Annotated in this window: 18 protein-coding genes; 14 read left to right on the forward strand and 4 right to left on the reverse strand. The window is 40.5% G+C overall.

Annotated features, from left to right (window positions below):
• The first annotated feature begins 122 nt into the window (after nucleotides 1-122).
• The 5 genes from CWC30_RS11635 (at nucleotide 123) to CWC30_RS11655 (ending at nucleotide 6280) form a co-directional block, all read left to right on the forward strand.
• The gene (locus tag CWC30_RS11635; protein ID WP_138627164.1) at nucleotides 123-809 is read left to right on the forward strand and encodes a tRNA-uridine aminocarboxypropyltransferase; all 687 of its coding nucleotides are present in this window, start codon (nucleotides 123-125) and stop codon (nucleotides 807-809) included.
• 843 nt (nucleotides 810-1652) lie between these two features.
• The gene (locus tag CWC30_RS11640; protein WP_138627165.1) at nucleotides 1653-2657 is read left to right on the forward strand and encodes a Fe(3+) ABC transporter substrate-binding protein; all 1005 of its coding nucleotides are present in this window, start codon (nucleotides 1653-1655) and stop codon (nucleotides 2655-2657) included.
• Nucleotides 2657-4288, forward strand: a complete 1632-nt coding sequence (locus tag CWC30_RS11645; RefSeq protein WP_138627166.1) for an ABC transporter permease — start codon at nucleotides 2657-2659, stop codon at nucleotides 4286-4288. The genes CWC30_RS11640 and CWC30_RS11645 overlap by 1 nt, the downstream gene beginning before the upstream one ends.
• Complete coding sequence (locus CWC30_RS11650; RefSeq protein WP_138627167.1) at nucleotides 4289-5335, forward strand: ABC transporter ATP-binding protein; 1047 nt, start codon at nucleotides 4289-4291, stop codon at nucleotides 5333-5335.
• Nucleotides 5336-5380: 45 nt separating this feature from the next.
• On the forward strand, nucleotides 5381-6280 hold the full coding sequence (locus tag CWC30_RS11655) for a Dyp-type peroxidase (RefSeq protein ID WP_036980231.1): 900 nt from the start codon (nucleotides 5381-5383) through the stop codon (nucleotides 6278-6280).
• Between the two features lie 57 nt (nucleotides 6281-6337).
• Here the strand turns inward: CWC30_RS11655 and argR are convergent, their stop codons facing one another.
• Entirely contained in the window at nucleotides 6338-6805 is a 468-nt protein-coding gene (gene argR, locus CWC30_RS11660; RefSeq protein ID WP_008114955.1) for a transcriptional regulator ArgR, read from the reverse strand.
• Nucleotides 6806-7020: 215 nt separating this feature from the next.
• On the opposite strand from argR, the gene mdh reads away from it, so the two are divergent.
• Complete coding sequence (gene mdh, locus CWC30_RS11665) at nucleotides 7021-7953, forward strand: malate dehydrogenase (RefSeq protein WP_013465922.1); 933 nt, start codon at nucleotides 7021-7023, stop codon at nucleotides 7951-7953.
• A 75-nt stretch (nucleotides 7954-8028) separates the two neighbouring features.
• Here the strand turns inward: mdh and ispB are convergent, their stop codons facing one another.
• Nucleotides 8029-9000, reverse strand: coding sequence for an octaprenyl diphosphate synthase (ispB, locus tag CWC30_RS11670; RefSeq protein ID WP_036980230.1), 972 nt, complete (start codon nucleotides 8998-9000; stop codon nucleotides 8029-8031).
• A 423-nt stretch (nucleotides 9001-9423) separates the two neighbouring features.
• Between ispB and rplU the strand changes: the two genes are divergently transcribed.
• The 5 genes from rplU (at nucleotide 9424) to CWC30_RS11695 (ending at nucleotide 12339) form a co-directional block, all read left to right on the forward strand.
• On the forward strand, nucleotides 9424-9735 hold the full coding sequence (gene rplU / locus CWC30_RS11675) for a 50S ribosomal protein L21 (RefSeq protein ID WP_004587921.1): 312 nt from the start codon (nucleotides 9424-9426) through the stop codon (nucleotides 9733-9735).
• Between the two features lie 16 nt (nucleotides 9736-9751).
• Complete coding sequence (rpmA, locus tag CWC30_RS11680; RefSeq protein WP_008114963.1) at nucleotides 9752-10009, forward strand: 50S ribosomal protein L27; 258 nt, start codon at nucleotides 9752-9754, stop codon at nucleotides 10007-10009.
• A gap of 154 nt (nucleotides 10010-10163) precedes the next feature.
• Nucleotides 10164-11315, forward strand: coding sequence for an Obg family GTPase CgtA (gene cgtA, locus CWC30_RS11685; RefSeq protein WP_013465920.1), 1152 nt, complete (start codon nucleotides 10164-10166; stop codon nucleotides 11313-11315).
• 75 nt (nucleotides 11316-11390) lie between these two features.
• Nucleotides 11391-11882, forward strand: a complete 492-nt coding sequence (gene folA, locus CWC30_RS11690; RefSeq protein ID WP_171034710.1) for a type 3 dihydrofolate reductase — start codon at nucleotides 11391-11393, stop codon at nucleotides 11880-11882.
• An 82-nt stretch (nucleotides 11883-11964) separates the two neighbouring features.
• Nucleotides 11965-12339 carry a DUF3718 domain-containing protein gene (locus tag CWC30_RS11695; protein WP_054201942.1) on the forward strand — a complete coding sequence of 125 codons (375 nt, stop codon included), beginning with the start codon at nucleotides 11965-11967 and terminating at the stop codon, nucleotides 12337-12339.
• A 266-nt stretch (nucleotides 12340-12605) separates the two neighbouring features.
• Here the strand turns inward: CWC30_RS11695 and tnpA are convergent, their stop codons facing one another.
• A complete protein-coding gene (tnpA, locus tag CWC30_RS11700) occupies nucleotides 12606-13034 on the reverse strand; it encodes an IS200/IS605 family transposase (RefSeq protein WP_069439832.1) in 429 nt (142 codons plus the stop codon).
• A gap of 56 nt (nucleotides 13035-13090) precedes the next feature.
• Here tnpA and CWC30_RS11705 point away from each other — a divergent pair, with 56 nt between their 5' ends.
• From CWC30_RS11705 to CWC30_RS11715, 3 genes are all read left to right on the forward strand, one after another.
• Nucleotides 13091-14233 carry an RNA-guided endonuclease TnpB family protein gene (locus CWC30_RS11705; RefSeq protein WP_138627168.1) on the forward strand — a complete coding sequence of 381 codons (1143 nt, stop codon included), beginning with the start codon at nucleotides 13091-13093 and terminating at the stop codon, nucleotides 14231-14233.
• An 85-nt stretch (nucleotides 14234-14318) separates the two neighbouring features.
• Nucleotides 14319-15608 carry a methyl-accepting chemotaxis protein gene (locus CWC30_RS11710; RefSeq protein WP_249929858.1) on the forward strand — a complete coding sequence of 430 codons (1290 nt, stop codon included), beginning with the start codon at nucleotides 14319-14321 and terminating at the stop codon, nucleotides 15606-15608.
• A 74-nt stretch (nucleotides 15609-15682) separates the two neighbouring features.
• Nucleotides 15683-16156 carry a peroxiredoxin gene (locus CWC30_RS11715; protein WP_036980226.1) on the forward strand — a complete coding sequence of 158 codons (474 nt, stop codon included), beginning with the start codon at nucleotides 15683-15685 and terminating at the stop codon, nucleotides 16154-16156.
• A gap of 71 nt (nucleotides 16157-16227) precedes the next feature.
• Here CWC30_RS11715 and CWC30_RS11720 read toward each other — a convergent pair.
• On the reverse strand, nucleotides 16228-16365 hold a 138-nt coding region (locus CWC30_RS11720; protein ID WP_138627169.1), incomplete at its 5' end, for a PPC domain-containing protein.

The following is a 16365-nucleotide window of genomic DNA, read 5'->3' on the forward strand; positions in this document are numbered from 1 at the left end:
TTGCCCGTTGCCCGTTGCCCATTGCCCATTGCCCATTGCCCATTGCCCATTGCCCGCAGATATCTATTTTCTTTTATTTTAGCTACAATGCGCAGCCATCAATTTATAGGTAAATACCCACAGTGACCCAGAGTTTAAAAAATTCAGTTTTAGCATTACGTGCCCAGCAAATAAGTGAATCTCGACGTGAGTTTAATGCCCGTGGTGGAAAAATGGATCGCTGTGATCAATGCTTAATTGCCAAGCATTACTGTATTTGTGAGGGCGCTGAGTACGCAAGCTGCAACGCTGCAGTATGCTTACTTATGTATCACAATGAAAGTTTTAAACCGTCTAATACAGGGCGTTTAATTGCGGAAATAGTTCCTGATAATCATGCGTTTCGTTGGGATAGAACCTCCCCAGAACCTGCTTTATTAGCATTATTGAATAATGATAAATATCAGCCTTTTGTGATTTTTCCGGCTGAAGATGTTGAAACTGATAGGGTGGTAACCCAGGTTGAAACGCATGCAGGTAAACAGCCATTGTTTATATTTTTAGATGGTACATGGCGAGAAGCTAAAAAAATGATTCGTAAGAGTCCTTATTTAGATAACTTACCTGTGCTTTCTATTACCGCAGAAAAACTCTCAGATTACCGATTACGTGTAGCGCCCCATGCTCATCAGTTAGGAACGGCAGAAGTAGCTATTATGGTATTAGCATTGGCCGGTGAAGTTGATGCGAGCACTAAATTAGAGCAGCATTTTATTAAGTTTCGCGACGCTTATTTACTTGGTAAACGTAATAAAGGCAGGCCCGAATAAAGTGCAGAGTATTAATACGAAAAAGCTGAATTTGACGCTTGAGTATAGCCTAAACATATATAATTTGGCTGACCGCTGACTTTCAGGCAAAAGAAAAGCGCGAACCATCTCTAGTCGCGCTTGCGGAATCTTCTAACTTTGTTGCATCCTGCAATTGAACCTAATCAACTCCAATTTTTACGATCCGTGTTATTACAATATTACTTTCTAGTTCTATGTAATATAGGCTATCCGGGCCTGTCTCCATAAATCCCTAAAACATCCTGTAAGGTAAAATCTATTACCAATCCTTATGGCACATCCGAGTGCATTCCCTTTGTTACCATTCCGTTGTGTTGCCTTTAAGGCCTGTCCTTTTTGTTCCCTATCCTTTATAAACAACTATTCCGCTGTTGTTATCCATTATGCATCATCCTGATGCTATCCCTTGTGCAACAATCCATTGCGATACTCATCCTGAGCCTGTCCTTAAATCCCTGTTATCCTAAAAACCAAACCTTGGTATTCGAGTAGTTAATCCGTTTCCATTTACTCGGTAAGCGTCGTTGCTTATTTATGGGTTAATTATAGAGAGTGATTTGCAGTAAATGTAGGATAAAACCGCTTATGGTTTATGTTCTTACAAATGAAATATATTTAAATAACTTAAAATACAATAGCTTAGTTTGTTTTTAGGGTGCTGTGCAGGGTGTTTTTACTCATTTGCTGTCATAAGCGTAAGAGATATCTTACAGGGGTTTTCTTTTTTGGGCGTATTTATCACGAAGTGATTATATAAAGTGTGCACTTTTTAGTTCATCGCGGTAAAATTAATGATAATAATTATTAGTCAGGTAAGAAAATATGAAAAAAACACTCGCGCTTGTTGTTGGGTTAATTATCTCAGCACCTGCTGTTGCAACCGATGTTGTGAATATTTACTCATTTAGACAACCTTTTTTAATTAAACCTATTTTAGATGATTTTACACAGCAAACAGGCATTAAAACTAATGTTGTGTTTGCTAAAAAAGGCCTAATCGAGCGTGTTAAGCGTGAAGGCAAACACAGTAAAGCAGATTTAGTTTTAACGTCTAACTTTAGTGCGTTAATTCAGTTAGAAGAGCTAAAGCTAACGCAAACTATTGATAGTGAGCAGGTTAATAATAATGTGCCGGCTGCATTTCGTGATGGCGATGGTCAGTGGGTGGCGCTCACTAAGCGAGTGCGAAATGTTTACTCTTCAAAAGAGCGTTTAGGTCCATTACCTAAGCTGAGTTATGAAGATTTAGCCGAACCTGAATATAAAGGTCAAATTTGTACTCGCTCTGGTAAACACCCTTATAATTTAGGGTTAGTGGCTTCTATGATTGCTCATCATGGTGAAGTCCAGACTAAAACATGGCTTGAGGGTGTAAAAGCGAATTTAGCGCGTAAGCCGCAGGGAAATGACCGTGCGCAAGTTAAAGCCGTTAAAGAAGGTTTATGTAATTTAGCTTTAGGTAACAGTTACTACTTAGGTAAAATGTTGCAAGATGAAGCGCAAAAACCGTGGGCAGATGCGGTTAATATTAATTTTCCAAACCAAACTAACCGTGGTTCGCATATTAACGTATCGGGTGCGGTAATTACTAAGTATGCTAAAAACCCTGAAAATGCCTTGAAACTTATAGAGTATATGACCGACAATAAGGCGCAAAATATGTATGCCTCGCTCAATATGGAGTACCCGGTCAAGCCAGGTGTTAAGCTTTCAAGTTTGGTTGCATCATGGGGAAGCTTTAAGGAAGACAGCTTACCGCTTGATGAAATTAGCAAATATCGTCCATTAGCCCTTAAGCTAATTGATGAGGTGAAGTTCGATCTTTAATGACTTATAAATTTCAGCTGTCGAAGTGGCAGCTTATTGCGTGGTCGACGGGTTTATTACTGTCGACCCCGTTGTTTTTTCTACTAGTAGAATCTTTACAAGGCGACTCAGAGGTATTTACCCACCTGTGGAATACCGTGCTGTGGGACTATATAAGTAATACCGTATTGCTGGTTTTAGGTGTAGGGTTACTTAGTTGCCTGATTGCGTTGCCACTGGGTTGGCTCACCGCTTATTGCCGTTTTCCTGGCAAACAACAGTTTGAATGGGCACTGATGCTGCCACTTGCCATGCCTACCTATATTATTGCTTATGTGTACACGGATTTACTCGACTATGCGGGGCCGGTACAAATAACTCTAAGAGAGTGGTTTGGTTGGCAGTCGCCAAGTGACTACTGGTTTTTTGATATACGCACCTTACCAGGGGCAATTGTTATGATTGCGCTGGTACTCTACCCGTATTTATATTTAATTTTTAAAACTGCACTGCGAGAACAATCTTTTAAGTTAGTCCAAGCCAGTCAGTTAATGGGGCTAAATGCATGGAAAAGCTTTTTTAAAGTCAGCCTTGTATTATCCCGTGGTGCCATTGTAGCGGCCCTTGCTTTGATCAGCATGGAAACCATGGCTGATTTTGCCACCGTAAGCTATTTTGCTGTCAGTACATTAACCACCGCCGTATACGATACCTGGTTTGGCTATTATTCATTAACTGCAGCAGCAAAAATTTCAGGGGTGATGTTACTACTGCTGTTCTTAGCATTGATCACCGAGCGTTTTAGCCGTCGTAACCAAGCGGTGTTTGAGCGTCAATCGAGCGTGAACAGTGAAGCGCTTTATATCCTCAAAGGCAAGTCTGCGTGGCTAGCAACTGGGTTTTGTAGCTTTATTTTAATTATTTCGTTTATTATTCCGATGGTTGTATTGCTCAAATATGCAGTGATGTATTTTGATCAAGCGTGGAATAGTGAGTTTTTTAGCTATGCATGGCAAAGTTTAAAAGTGGCGGCTGTAGTCAGTGTGGTGACTATTATACTGAGTGTTTTAGTGGTGTTTTATCAGCGCATTGCAAAACAAAAAAATCCATTAATACCCGGGCGTTTGGCTAGTACGGGCTATGCGTTACCCGGCACAGTATTAGCGATAGCGGTATTGTTGCCACTCACCCTATTAGAAAATACTATTAACCGCACTTTAGCTCCTTATGATTTAGATATTGGCTTATTACTTACTGGTAGCTTACTCACTATTATTTTTGCTTATATAGTGCGGTTTTACGCCGTTGCACACGGAGCTATTGAGTCGAGCTTTTCACGCATTAGTCCCTCCCTTGATATGGCAAGCCAGTCAATGGGAAAAAGCCAAGGGCGCACATTATGCTTAGTGCACTTACCTTTATTACGCCGAGGCTTATTAACCGCCGGTTTATTGGTCTTTATCGAGTGTATGAAAGAGCTACCCGCAGCTTTGTTGTTAAGGCCTTTTGATTTTGAAAGCTTAGCAACTCATGTGTTTCAGTATGTAAGCGATGAACAATTAGAGCTGGCCTCTATATCGGCTTTGTTTATTGTGGTGGTGGGGTTTATTCCGTTATATTTTATTAACCGTTCAATGGAGCAGCGTAGCTAAATGAGTAGTTTGATTTTACAAGGCGTGAGCTATGCATATAACGGGACTAAGGTGATAGATAATTTAGATTTAACCTTAGGTAAAGACGAAATAGTGTGTTTACTCGGAGCCAGTGGCTGCGGTAAAACCACCACACTTAAAGCCATTGCAGGATTAATTGAAGCCAAACAAGGGCAAGTATTTATTGATGGTAAGCTAGTCAGTGATGCTAATACGTTTGTTTCACCTGAGCATCGTAATATTGGCATGATGTTTCAAGACTATGCGTTATTTCCGCATTTAACGGTGGCTAATAATATTGGCTTTGGCCTAAGCGGCATGAGCAAAGCAGATAAACACGCACGCGTAAGTGAAATGCTAAAGCTGGTACACTTGGTAGGCTGCGCCGATAGATTCCCTCATCAACTCTCTGGTGGGCAACAGCAGCGAGTAGCGATTGCACGTGCATTAGCTTATAAACCTAGCTTACTGTTACTTGACGAGCCATTTTCTAATATTGATACCCAAGTACGATTTGAGTTAATTGCCGACATTAGACGCATTATTAAGGCGCAGCAAGTATCGGCTGTGTTTGTTACTCACTCAAAAGAAGAGGCGTTTGCTTTTTCAGATACGCTTGCGGTTATGCACCAAGGTAAAATTGCGCAGCAAGGTACGCCAGAACAGCTTTTTGCTAAACCACGTTCAAAGGAGGTTGCAGAGTTTCTGGGTCAGGGCATATACTTAAGCGCCACCGCATTAACCGCCACTGAATATCAAACGCAGTTTGGGGTGGTTGAATCAATACAGCCACAGCAGCATGGCGTGGCGGATAAGGGCGTTATTTATGTGCGTCCGCATCAACTTGAACTTGTTAGTAATAACGATACTCAACAGCAATGTGAGCGGGTTAGTATATTAAGTAGTCGCTTTATTGGCTCTGCTTATGTATACACTGTGGTTATTGCTGAGCAAGAAATAGAAGTTGCAGCTCAGTATGGCCAGTCATTTGAAATTAATGAACAGGTTATAATAAAAATAAAACCGCACACGGTGAATTTTTTTTAATCGTAATTAATCGCTGTGTTTTGCTCTAAAAAGTAAGGAATGACAATGGCGCAAGCGCAATCAGGGATTTGTGCTGAAGCAAACTTACACGGTTTGCACTTATTTTTTAATGTACTTGATGGTCACGACGAACTACTTCGCGCTAAGCTTAAAAAAGTGAGCGATATTGAAGATGAGTTTAGTGATCAGTTCTCTGAATCTATGCTTTCTTGTATGGTCGCCATTGGCGCGCAATATTGGCCACACATTCTGCCTGATTATATGCCAAGTGAGCTGCGAGGCTTTCCTAATATTACCCATAGCGATTTTGTGATGAGTGCAAGGCCATGCGATTTATTTGTGCAAATCCGCTCAGACAGAGAAGATGTAAACCACCTGTTTGCATTGCAAATATTAAAACTTTTCAACCCTGATGTTGAGCTGGTGGAGCAAATTCGAAATTTTCGTTTTTTAGATGGCCGTGATTTTAATGGTTTTATTTATGCGGGCGATACTCCGCATGGTCGTCAAAAACGGGTAACGGCCCTCGTTAATAAGCCCGATAGCTTTGAAGATCAAGGCAGCTATATTCATGTTCAGCGCTATAAGCATGACTTAACGTTATGGCAGCACTTGTCGTTGCAAGAACAAGAACAAATAATGGGGCGTACTCGTCTCGACAATACCCTAATAAGCCCCGCACTTGAAAGCAGCCATGCGACTCGAAGTGAATTAAAAGATGAACAGGGACAAGCATTATTACTAAATCAAAGTATGCCTTATGGCGACGTGTATGAGCAGGGAATGTTAATGATTATGTGCTCGGCTAAAGGGGATGCATTCGAGAAAGTGCTCAACAGCCGTTTAGGGCAGGGGGAGCATTACGATCATTGGCTTGACTTTACTCAAGCAGATATGGGCTCTGCGTTTTTTGCACCCTCAGTGCGATTTTTAAAGCAGTTATAAAACAAGCCAGTAACGGCTACGTATTAGCATAGCCGTAACAATGATAACCAAACGTGTTTAAACCGTATCAAACAAAATACGCACACGCTCTAATGTGAGGTCTATTTCTGATACTTTCGCTGGCGCAATAAAAATAGTGTCATCGCCGGCAATTGTTCCTAATACGCCATCTGCTTTACCTAATGAGTCAAGTAAACGGGCAATTAGCTGCGCAGCGCCTGGGCTGGTGCGAATAATAATCATCATTTCGTTATGCATAATGTCAATAACTAACTGGCGTAACGGGCTTTTAGCGGTTGGTACACCCATTTCGGCAGGTAAACAGTACACCATTTCTTGTTTTGCATTGCGGGTACGTACCGCGCCAAACTTACTTAACATCCGCGACACTTTACTTTGGCTAATATTATCAAAGCCTTGTTCTTTTAATGCGTCGACTATTTCGCCTTGTGAGCCAAAATTTTCTTCTTTTAAAAGTGCTTTAAAGGCTTTTACCAATGCTTCTTGTTTGTCTTGTGGTTGCATAGTGTCTAGTTAGTTATGTTGTCGATACTGCAAATTCTACACAAAAATGCATATTTATGCAGCAGTTGTTTAGGTTTTGCTGCGTTTAAACAGTAAAGTTTACAACTATGGTCGAAAATATAGTTAAAATAGGCAGGATAAATTTGTTTTTAGTCGCTAATTTCTTTATCTTATGAACCACAAATATTTCCTTCCTCAAATCACGGAGAATTCCAATGAAAGTTGCTGTATTAGGTGCTGCAGGTGGTATCGGTCAAGCGTTGTCTTTATTATTAAAAACAGGCTTACCAGCTGGTTCAGAATTATCACTATATGATGTTGCGCCAGTAGTTCCTGGTGTTGCTGTTGACCTTTCTCATATCCCAACAGATGTAAAAGTTGAAGGTTTTGGTGCAGATGCACTAGATAAAGCATTAACAGGTTGTGATATTGTTTTAATCCCAGCGGGTATGCCGCGTAAGCCAGGTATGGATCGTGCAGATTTATTTAATGTTAACGCAGGTATCATTAAAACATTAGCAGAAGGCATTGTTGCTAACTGTCCTAAAGCGCTTGTAGGTATTATCACTAATCCAGTTAACGGCACTGTACCGATTGTTGCTGAAGTATTCAAAAAAGCAGGTACTTACGATGCTAAGCGTGTATTTGGTATTACAACACTCGATGTTATCCGTTCTGAAGCGTTTATTGCTGAACTTAAAGGCGTAGACGTAGCAAGTGTTAAAGTACCAGTGATTGGTGGCCACTCAGGCACAACCATTCTACCGTTACTTTCTCAAGTTGAAGGTGTTACTTTCACTGATGAAGAAGTGGCTACACTAACTCCTCGTATCCAAAATGCAGGTACTGAAGTAGTTAATGCTAAAGCGGGCGGTGGTTCTGCAACATTATCTATGGGTGCTGCAGCAGCACGTTTTTGTATGTCTCTAGTTAAAGGCCTACAAGGTGAAGACGTTGTAGATTATGCATACGTTGCTGTTGAAAATGGCGATGCAGAGTACTTTGCACACCCAGTACGTTTAGGCAAAAATGGCGTAGAAGAAATTCTTTCTTACGGCACTTTAAGCGCATTTGAAGAGCAAGCTAAAAATGACATGCTTGAAACGCTGAAAAAAGATATCAAAGAAGGTGTTGATTTTATGGCGTAATAGCCAAAATTAACCAATAAAAAAGCCTGCGTTTGCAGGCTTTTTTATTGCTCGGAATTATCTACACAGTATTACTTAGTGGTCGCGGTCAACCGCTATTCTAGCTAAGCTAATTAGTGCTTGCTTGTAACTCGACTCCGCTAAGCAATCTAAACAGGCAATTGCTTTATTAGCTTCTTGCTCGGCTTTCTCCATGGTGAACTCAAGGGCATTGGTATGTTTGAGCGCAGCCAGTATCTCGTCAAGGTGCTCCATACCATTACAGTGCTCAATAGCGTCTCTTATTAACTGTGTTTGATGCTCACTACCGTGTTGCATTGCATATATAAGAGGTAACGTCGGCTTACCTTCAGCTAAATCATCGCCAATGTTTTTACCAAGTTGGTCGGCATCAGCGTTGTAATCTAAAACATCATCCACTAACTGAAAAGCAGTACCTAAATGCATACCATACAAATTAAGTGCCTCTAGTACAGTATCGTCTTGGTCAGTAATAATGGCCGCAAGGCCCGTCGCTGCTTCAAATAGCTTGGCGGTTTTAGAATAAATAACCTGCATATAACTGGCTTCAGTGGTATCAGGGTCGTTGCAGTTCATTAATTGCAGCACTTCACCTTCAGCAATAATGTTGGTTGCATCAGCCAGTACTTGCATTATTTGCATTTTACCAAGACCCACCATTAGCTGAAACGAGCGGGTGTAAATAAAATCACCCACCAGTACGCTAGCAGCATTACCAAACTCAGCATTTGCTGTAGGTGTGCCACGGCGCAAATTAGATTCATCTACAACATCATCATGTAAAAGCGTTGCGGTATGAATAAATTCAATGATAGTTGCTAGCGTAATGTGATCTTTGCCTTGGTAACCTAGCGCTTTAGCCGCCAAAATAGCCAACATAGGGCGAACACGTTTGCCACCGCTGTTAACAATATACAAACCAAGTTGATTAACTAACGCCACATCTGAGCGCATTTGCGCATGTATTAGTTGATTGACGTCATTCATATCGCTTTCGATTAACGCCTGGATAGCTTTTATATCCATTGATCTCCGAGCCAATTTTAATGTGTGAACGGCGCAGATTGTACAACAAAAAATGCATTAGCTCGATATTTTGTGATGATTCCTTAAAAAAACACCCTTAATTAGGTTAAATAACCTATTAACCTTGTGAATAATTGATTAAACACCCTGGTTTAATTTTGAATCACCCTTGGTGGTTAATTGAACTACATAGGCTCGCTTTGCTATTGCTAATTTATTTTCTGTAACCGTTAAAAAGCGCTTGGCAAAGGGGGATTTTAATATAAAATAGGGGAAATATTGAATTGCTCTCAATGCAGCTACTTTTTATTCATTTAATTACAAAAAGAGGCTTGCTAGTTTTTACGCATTAGCGTAAACTTCGCGCCCTATTGAAGAATATTTTAGTTGCGTCGATTTGAGGGCGCACAGACGGAGTTAATTATGTACGCGGTTTTCCAAAGTGGTGGTAAACAGCACCGTGTGACTGAAGGTCAAACAATTCGTCTTGAGAAATTAGACGTTGAAACTGGTGCAGCAGTTGAATTTGATTCAGTACTTTTAGTTGCTGATGGTGAGAAGATCGAGATTGGTGTACCGTTCGTAAACGGTGGTAAAGTAACAGCTGAGGTTGTTTCACACGGTCGCGGTGAGAAGATTAAGGTTGTTAAATTTAGACGCCGTAAGCATTCTCGTAAGCAAATGGGCCATCGTCAATGGTTCACAGAAGTTAAAATCACTGGCATTAGCGCTTAATTAGAGGTACTTAGAAATGGCACATAAAAAAGCAGCTGGTAGTACTCGTAACGGTCGCGATTCAGAAAGCAAACGCCTAGGTGTTAAGCGTTTTGGTGGCGAATCAGTTCTAGCGGGTAGCATCATTGTTCGTCAGCGTGGAACTCGTTTCCACCCAGGCGCAAACGTAGGTATCGGTAAAGACCACACTATCTTCGCAAAAGCAGATGGTAAAGTTCAGTTTGAACAAAAAGGTCCTTTAAACCGTAAATACGTAACTATCGTAGCTGAGTAATCAGTAAGGTAGTTAAAAAACCCCGCCTTTGCGGGGTTTTTTGTTTTAAGCATGTTTAAATATATACCCAAGTGTTTTTATGCTCAGTGTGCTCTATAGGCCACTTAGGTATATAATAGAGTTATTAACAAGCCAATCCCTAAAGTGAGTAATCATGAAGTTTGTAGATGAAGTAGAAATTCGCGCAGAAGCTGGTGACGGTGGCAGCGGCATCGTGTCTTTTCGTCGTGAGAAATATGTTCCAGATGGTGGACCTGATGGCGGTGACGGTGGAGACGGTGGTAGTGTTTATCTACAAGCTGATGAAAACTTAAATACCCTTATTGACTATCAATTTGAGCGTTTTCACAGAGCAGAACGCGGTACAAACGGTCAAAGCCGTAATTGTACGGGTAAGAAAGGTGAAGACCTGATCGTTAAAGTGCCTGTTGGTACACGTATTATTGATGTTGATACACAGGAATCATTAGGGGATTTAACCCAAGATGGTCAACGAATTGTGGTTGCAAAAGGCGGTTTCCATGGCTTGGGGAATGCGCGTTTTAAATCAAGTACTAATCGTGCTCCACGTCAAAAAACACTTGGCACACCGGGTGAAGTACGTAACCTTAAGTTAGAGCTAATGCTACTGGCTGATGTCGGCTTACTTGGGTTACCAAATGCAGGTAAATCAACCTTTATCCGCAGTGTGTCAGCTGCAAAACCTAAAGTAGCTGATTATCCATTTACTACGCTGATTCCTAACTTAGGGGTTGTTCGTCCTGAAGCAAACAAATCATTTGTAATTGCTGATATTCCAGGTTTGATTGAAGGCGCGTCAGAGGGAGCGGGATTAGGTATTCGCTTCTTAAAGCATTTAGAGCGTTGTCGTGTGCTTTTACACATTATAGATGTAATGCCAGTTGATGGCTCTAACCCTGTTGATAATGCATTTGCAATCATCAACGAGCTACACCAGTACAGCCCTAAGCTCGCTGAAAAGCCACGCTGGTTAGTATTTAATAAAATTGATTTATTGCCTGAAGATGAAGCCAAAGCCTTATGTGAGCAAATTGCAGAAGAGTTGGGTGAGTCTGAAAATATTTACAGTATTGCTGCAATTAATAAATTAAATACGCAGCCATTAATTCACGACATCATGACGCTACTTGATAACATGCCTAAAGAGAAGTTTGTAGAAGTGGCAGACGAAGAGGTTGAATTTAAGTGGGATACCTACCATCAAAAAGCCACTAAAGGCGATGATGATGACTGGGATGATTGGGATGAAGATGATTACGACGTAGAAGTTGTCTACGAGCGTTAATTATAATTGTATATATTTAAAAGGAGCTAACGCTCCTTTTTTATTTTTTTAATAATAAAGAATTAGGTGTTTAGTGTGATAATTTCAATGATTGCAGCAATGGCAAACAACCGTGTCATTGGCTTAGATAATAAAATGCCATGGCATTTACCTGGTGACCTTCAGCACTTTAAAAAAGTAACCTCTGGTAAACCCGTTATTATGGGGCGCAAAACATTTGAATCAATAGGCCGACCGTTACCTGGGCGACGTAATATTATTATTACTCGTAATAAAGACTATCACGCATCAGGAATTGAAACAGTAACCACACCAGAAGCTGCACTTGAGCTTGTTAATGATGTTGCAGAGGTGATGATAATTGGTGGCGGAAACATCTACCAGCAGTTTTTAGCGCAGGCGCAGCGCTTGTATTTAACCTTTATAGACTTAGATGTTGAAGGAGATACACAATTTCCTGATTATAAAAGTGTTGCAAACTGGCAAATTGAAGATGAAATGTTGATGACGCCCGATGATAAAAATAAATATAGTTATAAGTTCGTAACTTTGAATAAAATTTCTTAACATTATTGCCAAAATCTGAGCGTGTTGGTACAATATTAAACAGTCGAGTACGAAAAAAGTATTGATATAAGGTATCCAGTCAATGATTAAATTACCGAAGCTAGTTGTAATTGCTGCTATTGCAGCAGGTTCGTTCGCTTATACTGCGCCTGCAAGCGCTAATGATCAGTTAGCTGTTTCAATCTGTGAATACATTGCTGGTGATGATAAAAACCGTCTGCGTAGCAAATTAAAAAGTTCACGTGTGAAAGTTCGTAATATCTATGATGCAGTTTTCTGTAATGGTAATAACTTATTGCGTCACGCTGTTGCAAGTAATGCGGTTGATACGGGTGAGTACATTGTTAAAAACTTATCAAAGAGCTCACTTGAAGATGGTGCCGATATAGCCTGGGCTGAGGCAAATCATGCAGGATCACCTTTAATCCCTATTATTAAAGACCGCGCAGGCCTTTAATTAAAAGCTTAATTTAAAAAAAACCGCGTTTATACGCGGTTTTTTATTAGTTACCTAAAACATCCTTCCATTGAGCTTTTATCTATCCTTCCCTCTGAGTTAGAAGTGCGCCTTTCAACACAGCTATTTTCACTAAATAAAGACATTAACGGTAAATACAGAGCTCTAGGAAAGCTCTCAGGTAACGATACTGCGCTTTTAGCAATTTCGCCGTAAGCCCTCGCCCGATGAGGGCGGGGATATAAGGCGTAAGACGCGTCAGTGGCTTAATCTGGTGTATTTTGACTATCTACATAAACCTTTAACGTTTCGATTGTTGCATCGCCAGCAGTACAAGCAAAGTATGAGCGAGCCCATAGGGCGGAGTTTTTACTCTGCCTTGTGAGGTGCGTATTTTTCAGTCGCAACATCCGAGACGAAACTGCCTTCAGGTTATTAACCATTACACTAATTGAGAGTTTTGGTGGATACGAAATAAGCAAATGCACGTGATCCTGTTCGCCATCCATTTCTATCAACTCACACTCCAGCTTAATGCAAGCAGATTCAAATGCCTCTCTTAATTGCTCTATCATAAGCCCAGTAAACAACTTACGTCTGTATTTTGTTGTAAACACTAGGTGAACAACCAACTTGCTTACGCTGTGCCTTTTTCTGAGATAGCCTTTTAACAACTCTTCTGTGTGTGCACTCACTTTACAAAACCTATTCAAAGTATTAATATATAGATATTATACACAAGAGCACTGAAATGTTAAGAGCAACAAAAGTACGCATTTATCCAACACAAGAGCAAGCTGAGTTTTTGATTGCTCAGTTTGGCGCTGTGCGTTTTGCGTATAATAAATCTCTACATTTAAAGTCTCACATGTACCGCAAGCATGGCGTGATATTGAATCCTAAAAAAGATATAAAGCCATTACTTGCCGTTGCCAAAAAGTCACGAAAATACCACTGGTTGAAGCAATACGACTCAATCGCTTTACAGCAATCCGTGATCAATCTTCACCAAGCGTTTGATAACTTCTTCAACCCAAAATTAAAGGCCAAGTATCCACAATTCAAACGTAGACATAGCAAGCAATCAAGCTATCACTGTGTCGGCGTAAAGGTGCTCGATGGCGCGATCAAACTCCCGAAAATGAAGCCTGTAGAGGCAAATATTCATCGTGAGATTATAGGGGAAGTAAAAAGTATTACACTCAGTTTGAGTAATACTGGAAAGTTCTATGCGTCAATACTTGCTGATGATGGGGCGGAAGTCCCATCGCCAATTCATACAGTGAGAAAGGTAACCGGTGTCGATCTCGGTCTATCTCACTTTGCTATTGAGTCAAACGGAAAAAAGACAGCTAACCCACGATTTGTAAAACGTGCTGAGAAGAATCTCAGACGTAAGCAGCGTCAACTATCTAGAAAAGAAAAAGGCAGCGCAAATCGAGCAAAAGCTCGATTGTTGGTTGCTAAATGCCATGAAAAAGTAGTGAACGCTCGCGCTGATTTTCAACACAAACTCTCTCGAACTCTCGTTGACGAAAACCAAGCGGTGATAGTTGAGACATTGAAATCAGCAAACATGATGAAAAACCGCAAACTGGCGAAACACATAGCGGATGCCTCATGGCATAGCTTTGTTGTTAAGTTGGAGTACAAAGCTAAAGAGCAAGGCAAGCACCTAGTAAAGCTCGATCAGTGGTACGCCAGCTCGAAAACATGCCATTGTTGCGGTCACAAAATGGAAGAAATGCCCTTATCGGTTCGCAAATGGGATTGTCCGTCTTGCGGAGTTAAAGATATAGATCGCGACTTCAATGCCGCCCTTAATATCCGAGATAAAGGTATTTTTGAATTAAAAGCGGCTGGACAGTCGTTTCTGCTTATGGAAGCTGCGTAAGTCTCGGCATTATCGAGCAACGGCTAACGAAATAAGAAGCATCGCCCGATAGGGCGGTGAGACGTCACACAATGCACTGAGATAAATGACGGGCTCAGCGTCATCGCTTATAAATTATGTACAAAAAGCCTCAACTCTAAGTACCCATGCTCTAAGCTACAATAAGTTGGCGAGTGACTATTATAGTGAAGTGGTTAATTTATCTTTATCGACCTATCAACTGCTAAATGATTACCAGCCTGAAATTGAAAAAAGCCTGCAACAAAGTGTAAAAAATTTAAACTTACTCGCTGCAAAAATTGCACAGTTGCCTAATTTAGGAGTGATGAATAAGGTTGATGAATTTGCTTTATTTGTAGATGAAGAGCCAGAAGATCTGGATGCTGATATAAAAGCGGAGTTGGTGAGTTGGCCTAAACGTTATTTGCGCGATTTAAGCAGTACTTTATCGCAAGCAAAGCAGCGTAATTCTGGAACGAATGAGTTACGTGAACAAATTAGCGTGTTATCAAAAACAGTGATTGAAGCAGAGCAAGCATTAAAAGCGCAGCAAGATACCGTTAAACAACAAGTATTTTGGGTGTTCGGAATCGCAATAGGTGGTTTAGTAATATTAGCTTTTGGTATTTATTGGGTGCAACGTAAACAGGTTTTACAGCCTTTGAGGCAACTACGAGATGGGTTTGCATTTTTAATCGAAAGTAATGAGTTAAAAAATATTACAGTGAATAATCCTAAAACAGTTGTTAAAAATGAAAGTTTACTAGTAAATATTCAACACATAGGTGAGCAGGTTAATCATATTAACGCGCAGGCTGCTGAAAATGCACAAAATACTTATGAGGCAATGCAGCAAAGTGTTGGTTTTGCTAAAAATATGCTTAATGCGAGTTCTGATACACAGCAACGTATTGAACAAGGTATGCACAGTGTGCAAGAGTTACTGAGCGGCGTGCAAGGTCGAGGTTTTGCGGTGGTTGCTGATGAAGTAAGGCAATTAGCCATGCAAACCCAAGGTTCGTTAAAAGAGATTAACGATCAGCTGGCGTTATTAAGTGAGAACTCTCAAATGGTCTACTCACAAATTAATGCGTTAACTGAGGATGCCCAATTACAAACCGAAAATGCCCAAGAGCTTCAAGCAAACTCTGAAGGGGTCGCAAATAATGCTCAGCAGACAAACACAGTTGCAGTTGAAGCAATGGAGCTTGCAAAACAGCAAAGCAATTTCCTTAGTGACTTTACTCAATCAATGCATAATAAGAAAAGCCAAGTAAATGAGTTGAGTGAGTTGGTGTCTGATATTCGCTCGCAGCTAGCGCTGCAAATGGCAACAATTAAAAAGGGATTGGGTTTAGACAGTGATGCAGTTTAATCTCGGTATAAACTCGAAACCGTAAATATTAACCTGTATGCTAAAAGTCTACGTAGTTACCCAAAGGATTTAACATGATTGAACAAGGTCAAACAATACCCGCAGTTAGTCTATCTAAGCTAACCGATGACGGTATGCAAACACTGACAAGCAATGAATTATTTGCAGATAAAAAAGTCGTGTTATTTGCAGTGCCAGGCGCTTTTACACCAACGTGTTCGAATGCTCATTTACCTGGATATATTAGCTTGGCTGATAAAATTAAGGCCAAGGGAATTGACGCTATTTATTGTGTATCGGTAAACGATGCATTTGTGATGAAAGCGTGGGGTGAGTCACAAAATGCAGAACATATAGATATGCTTGCAGACGGTGATGCTAGTTTTACTTGTGCTTTAGGGCTTGAAAAAGATACCGCAGGCTTTGGTGGAATACGCTCAAAACGATACGCGATGGTTGTTGATAATGGTGTTGTTACTGGTCTATTTGTAGAACAAGGCAAAGAGTTTGTAATAAGCAGTGCTGAAGCTGTTTTAGCCAAGCTTTAACACTGCCGACTTTAATCAGAGAATAAAAAGCCGATACAGTGTATTGGCTTTTTTTATCTAAAGAGGATGTTTTATGGCTGGTATTGACCGCTTAGCGTTAAACCAGAGAATGTTTGATACGCATTAACACTTAAGTGCCATGTTCCCGCTTGAGGATTACTAAAAGTACAAGTTTCGGCGTTACCATTTTTATATGGACGACAATCATA

This window comes from Pseudoalteromonas sp. S4741, assembly GCF_005886135.1.
GTDB lineage: Bacteria > Pseudomonadota > Gammaproteobacteria > Enterobacterales > Alteromonadaceae > Pseudoalteromonas > Pseudoalteromonas tetraodonis.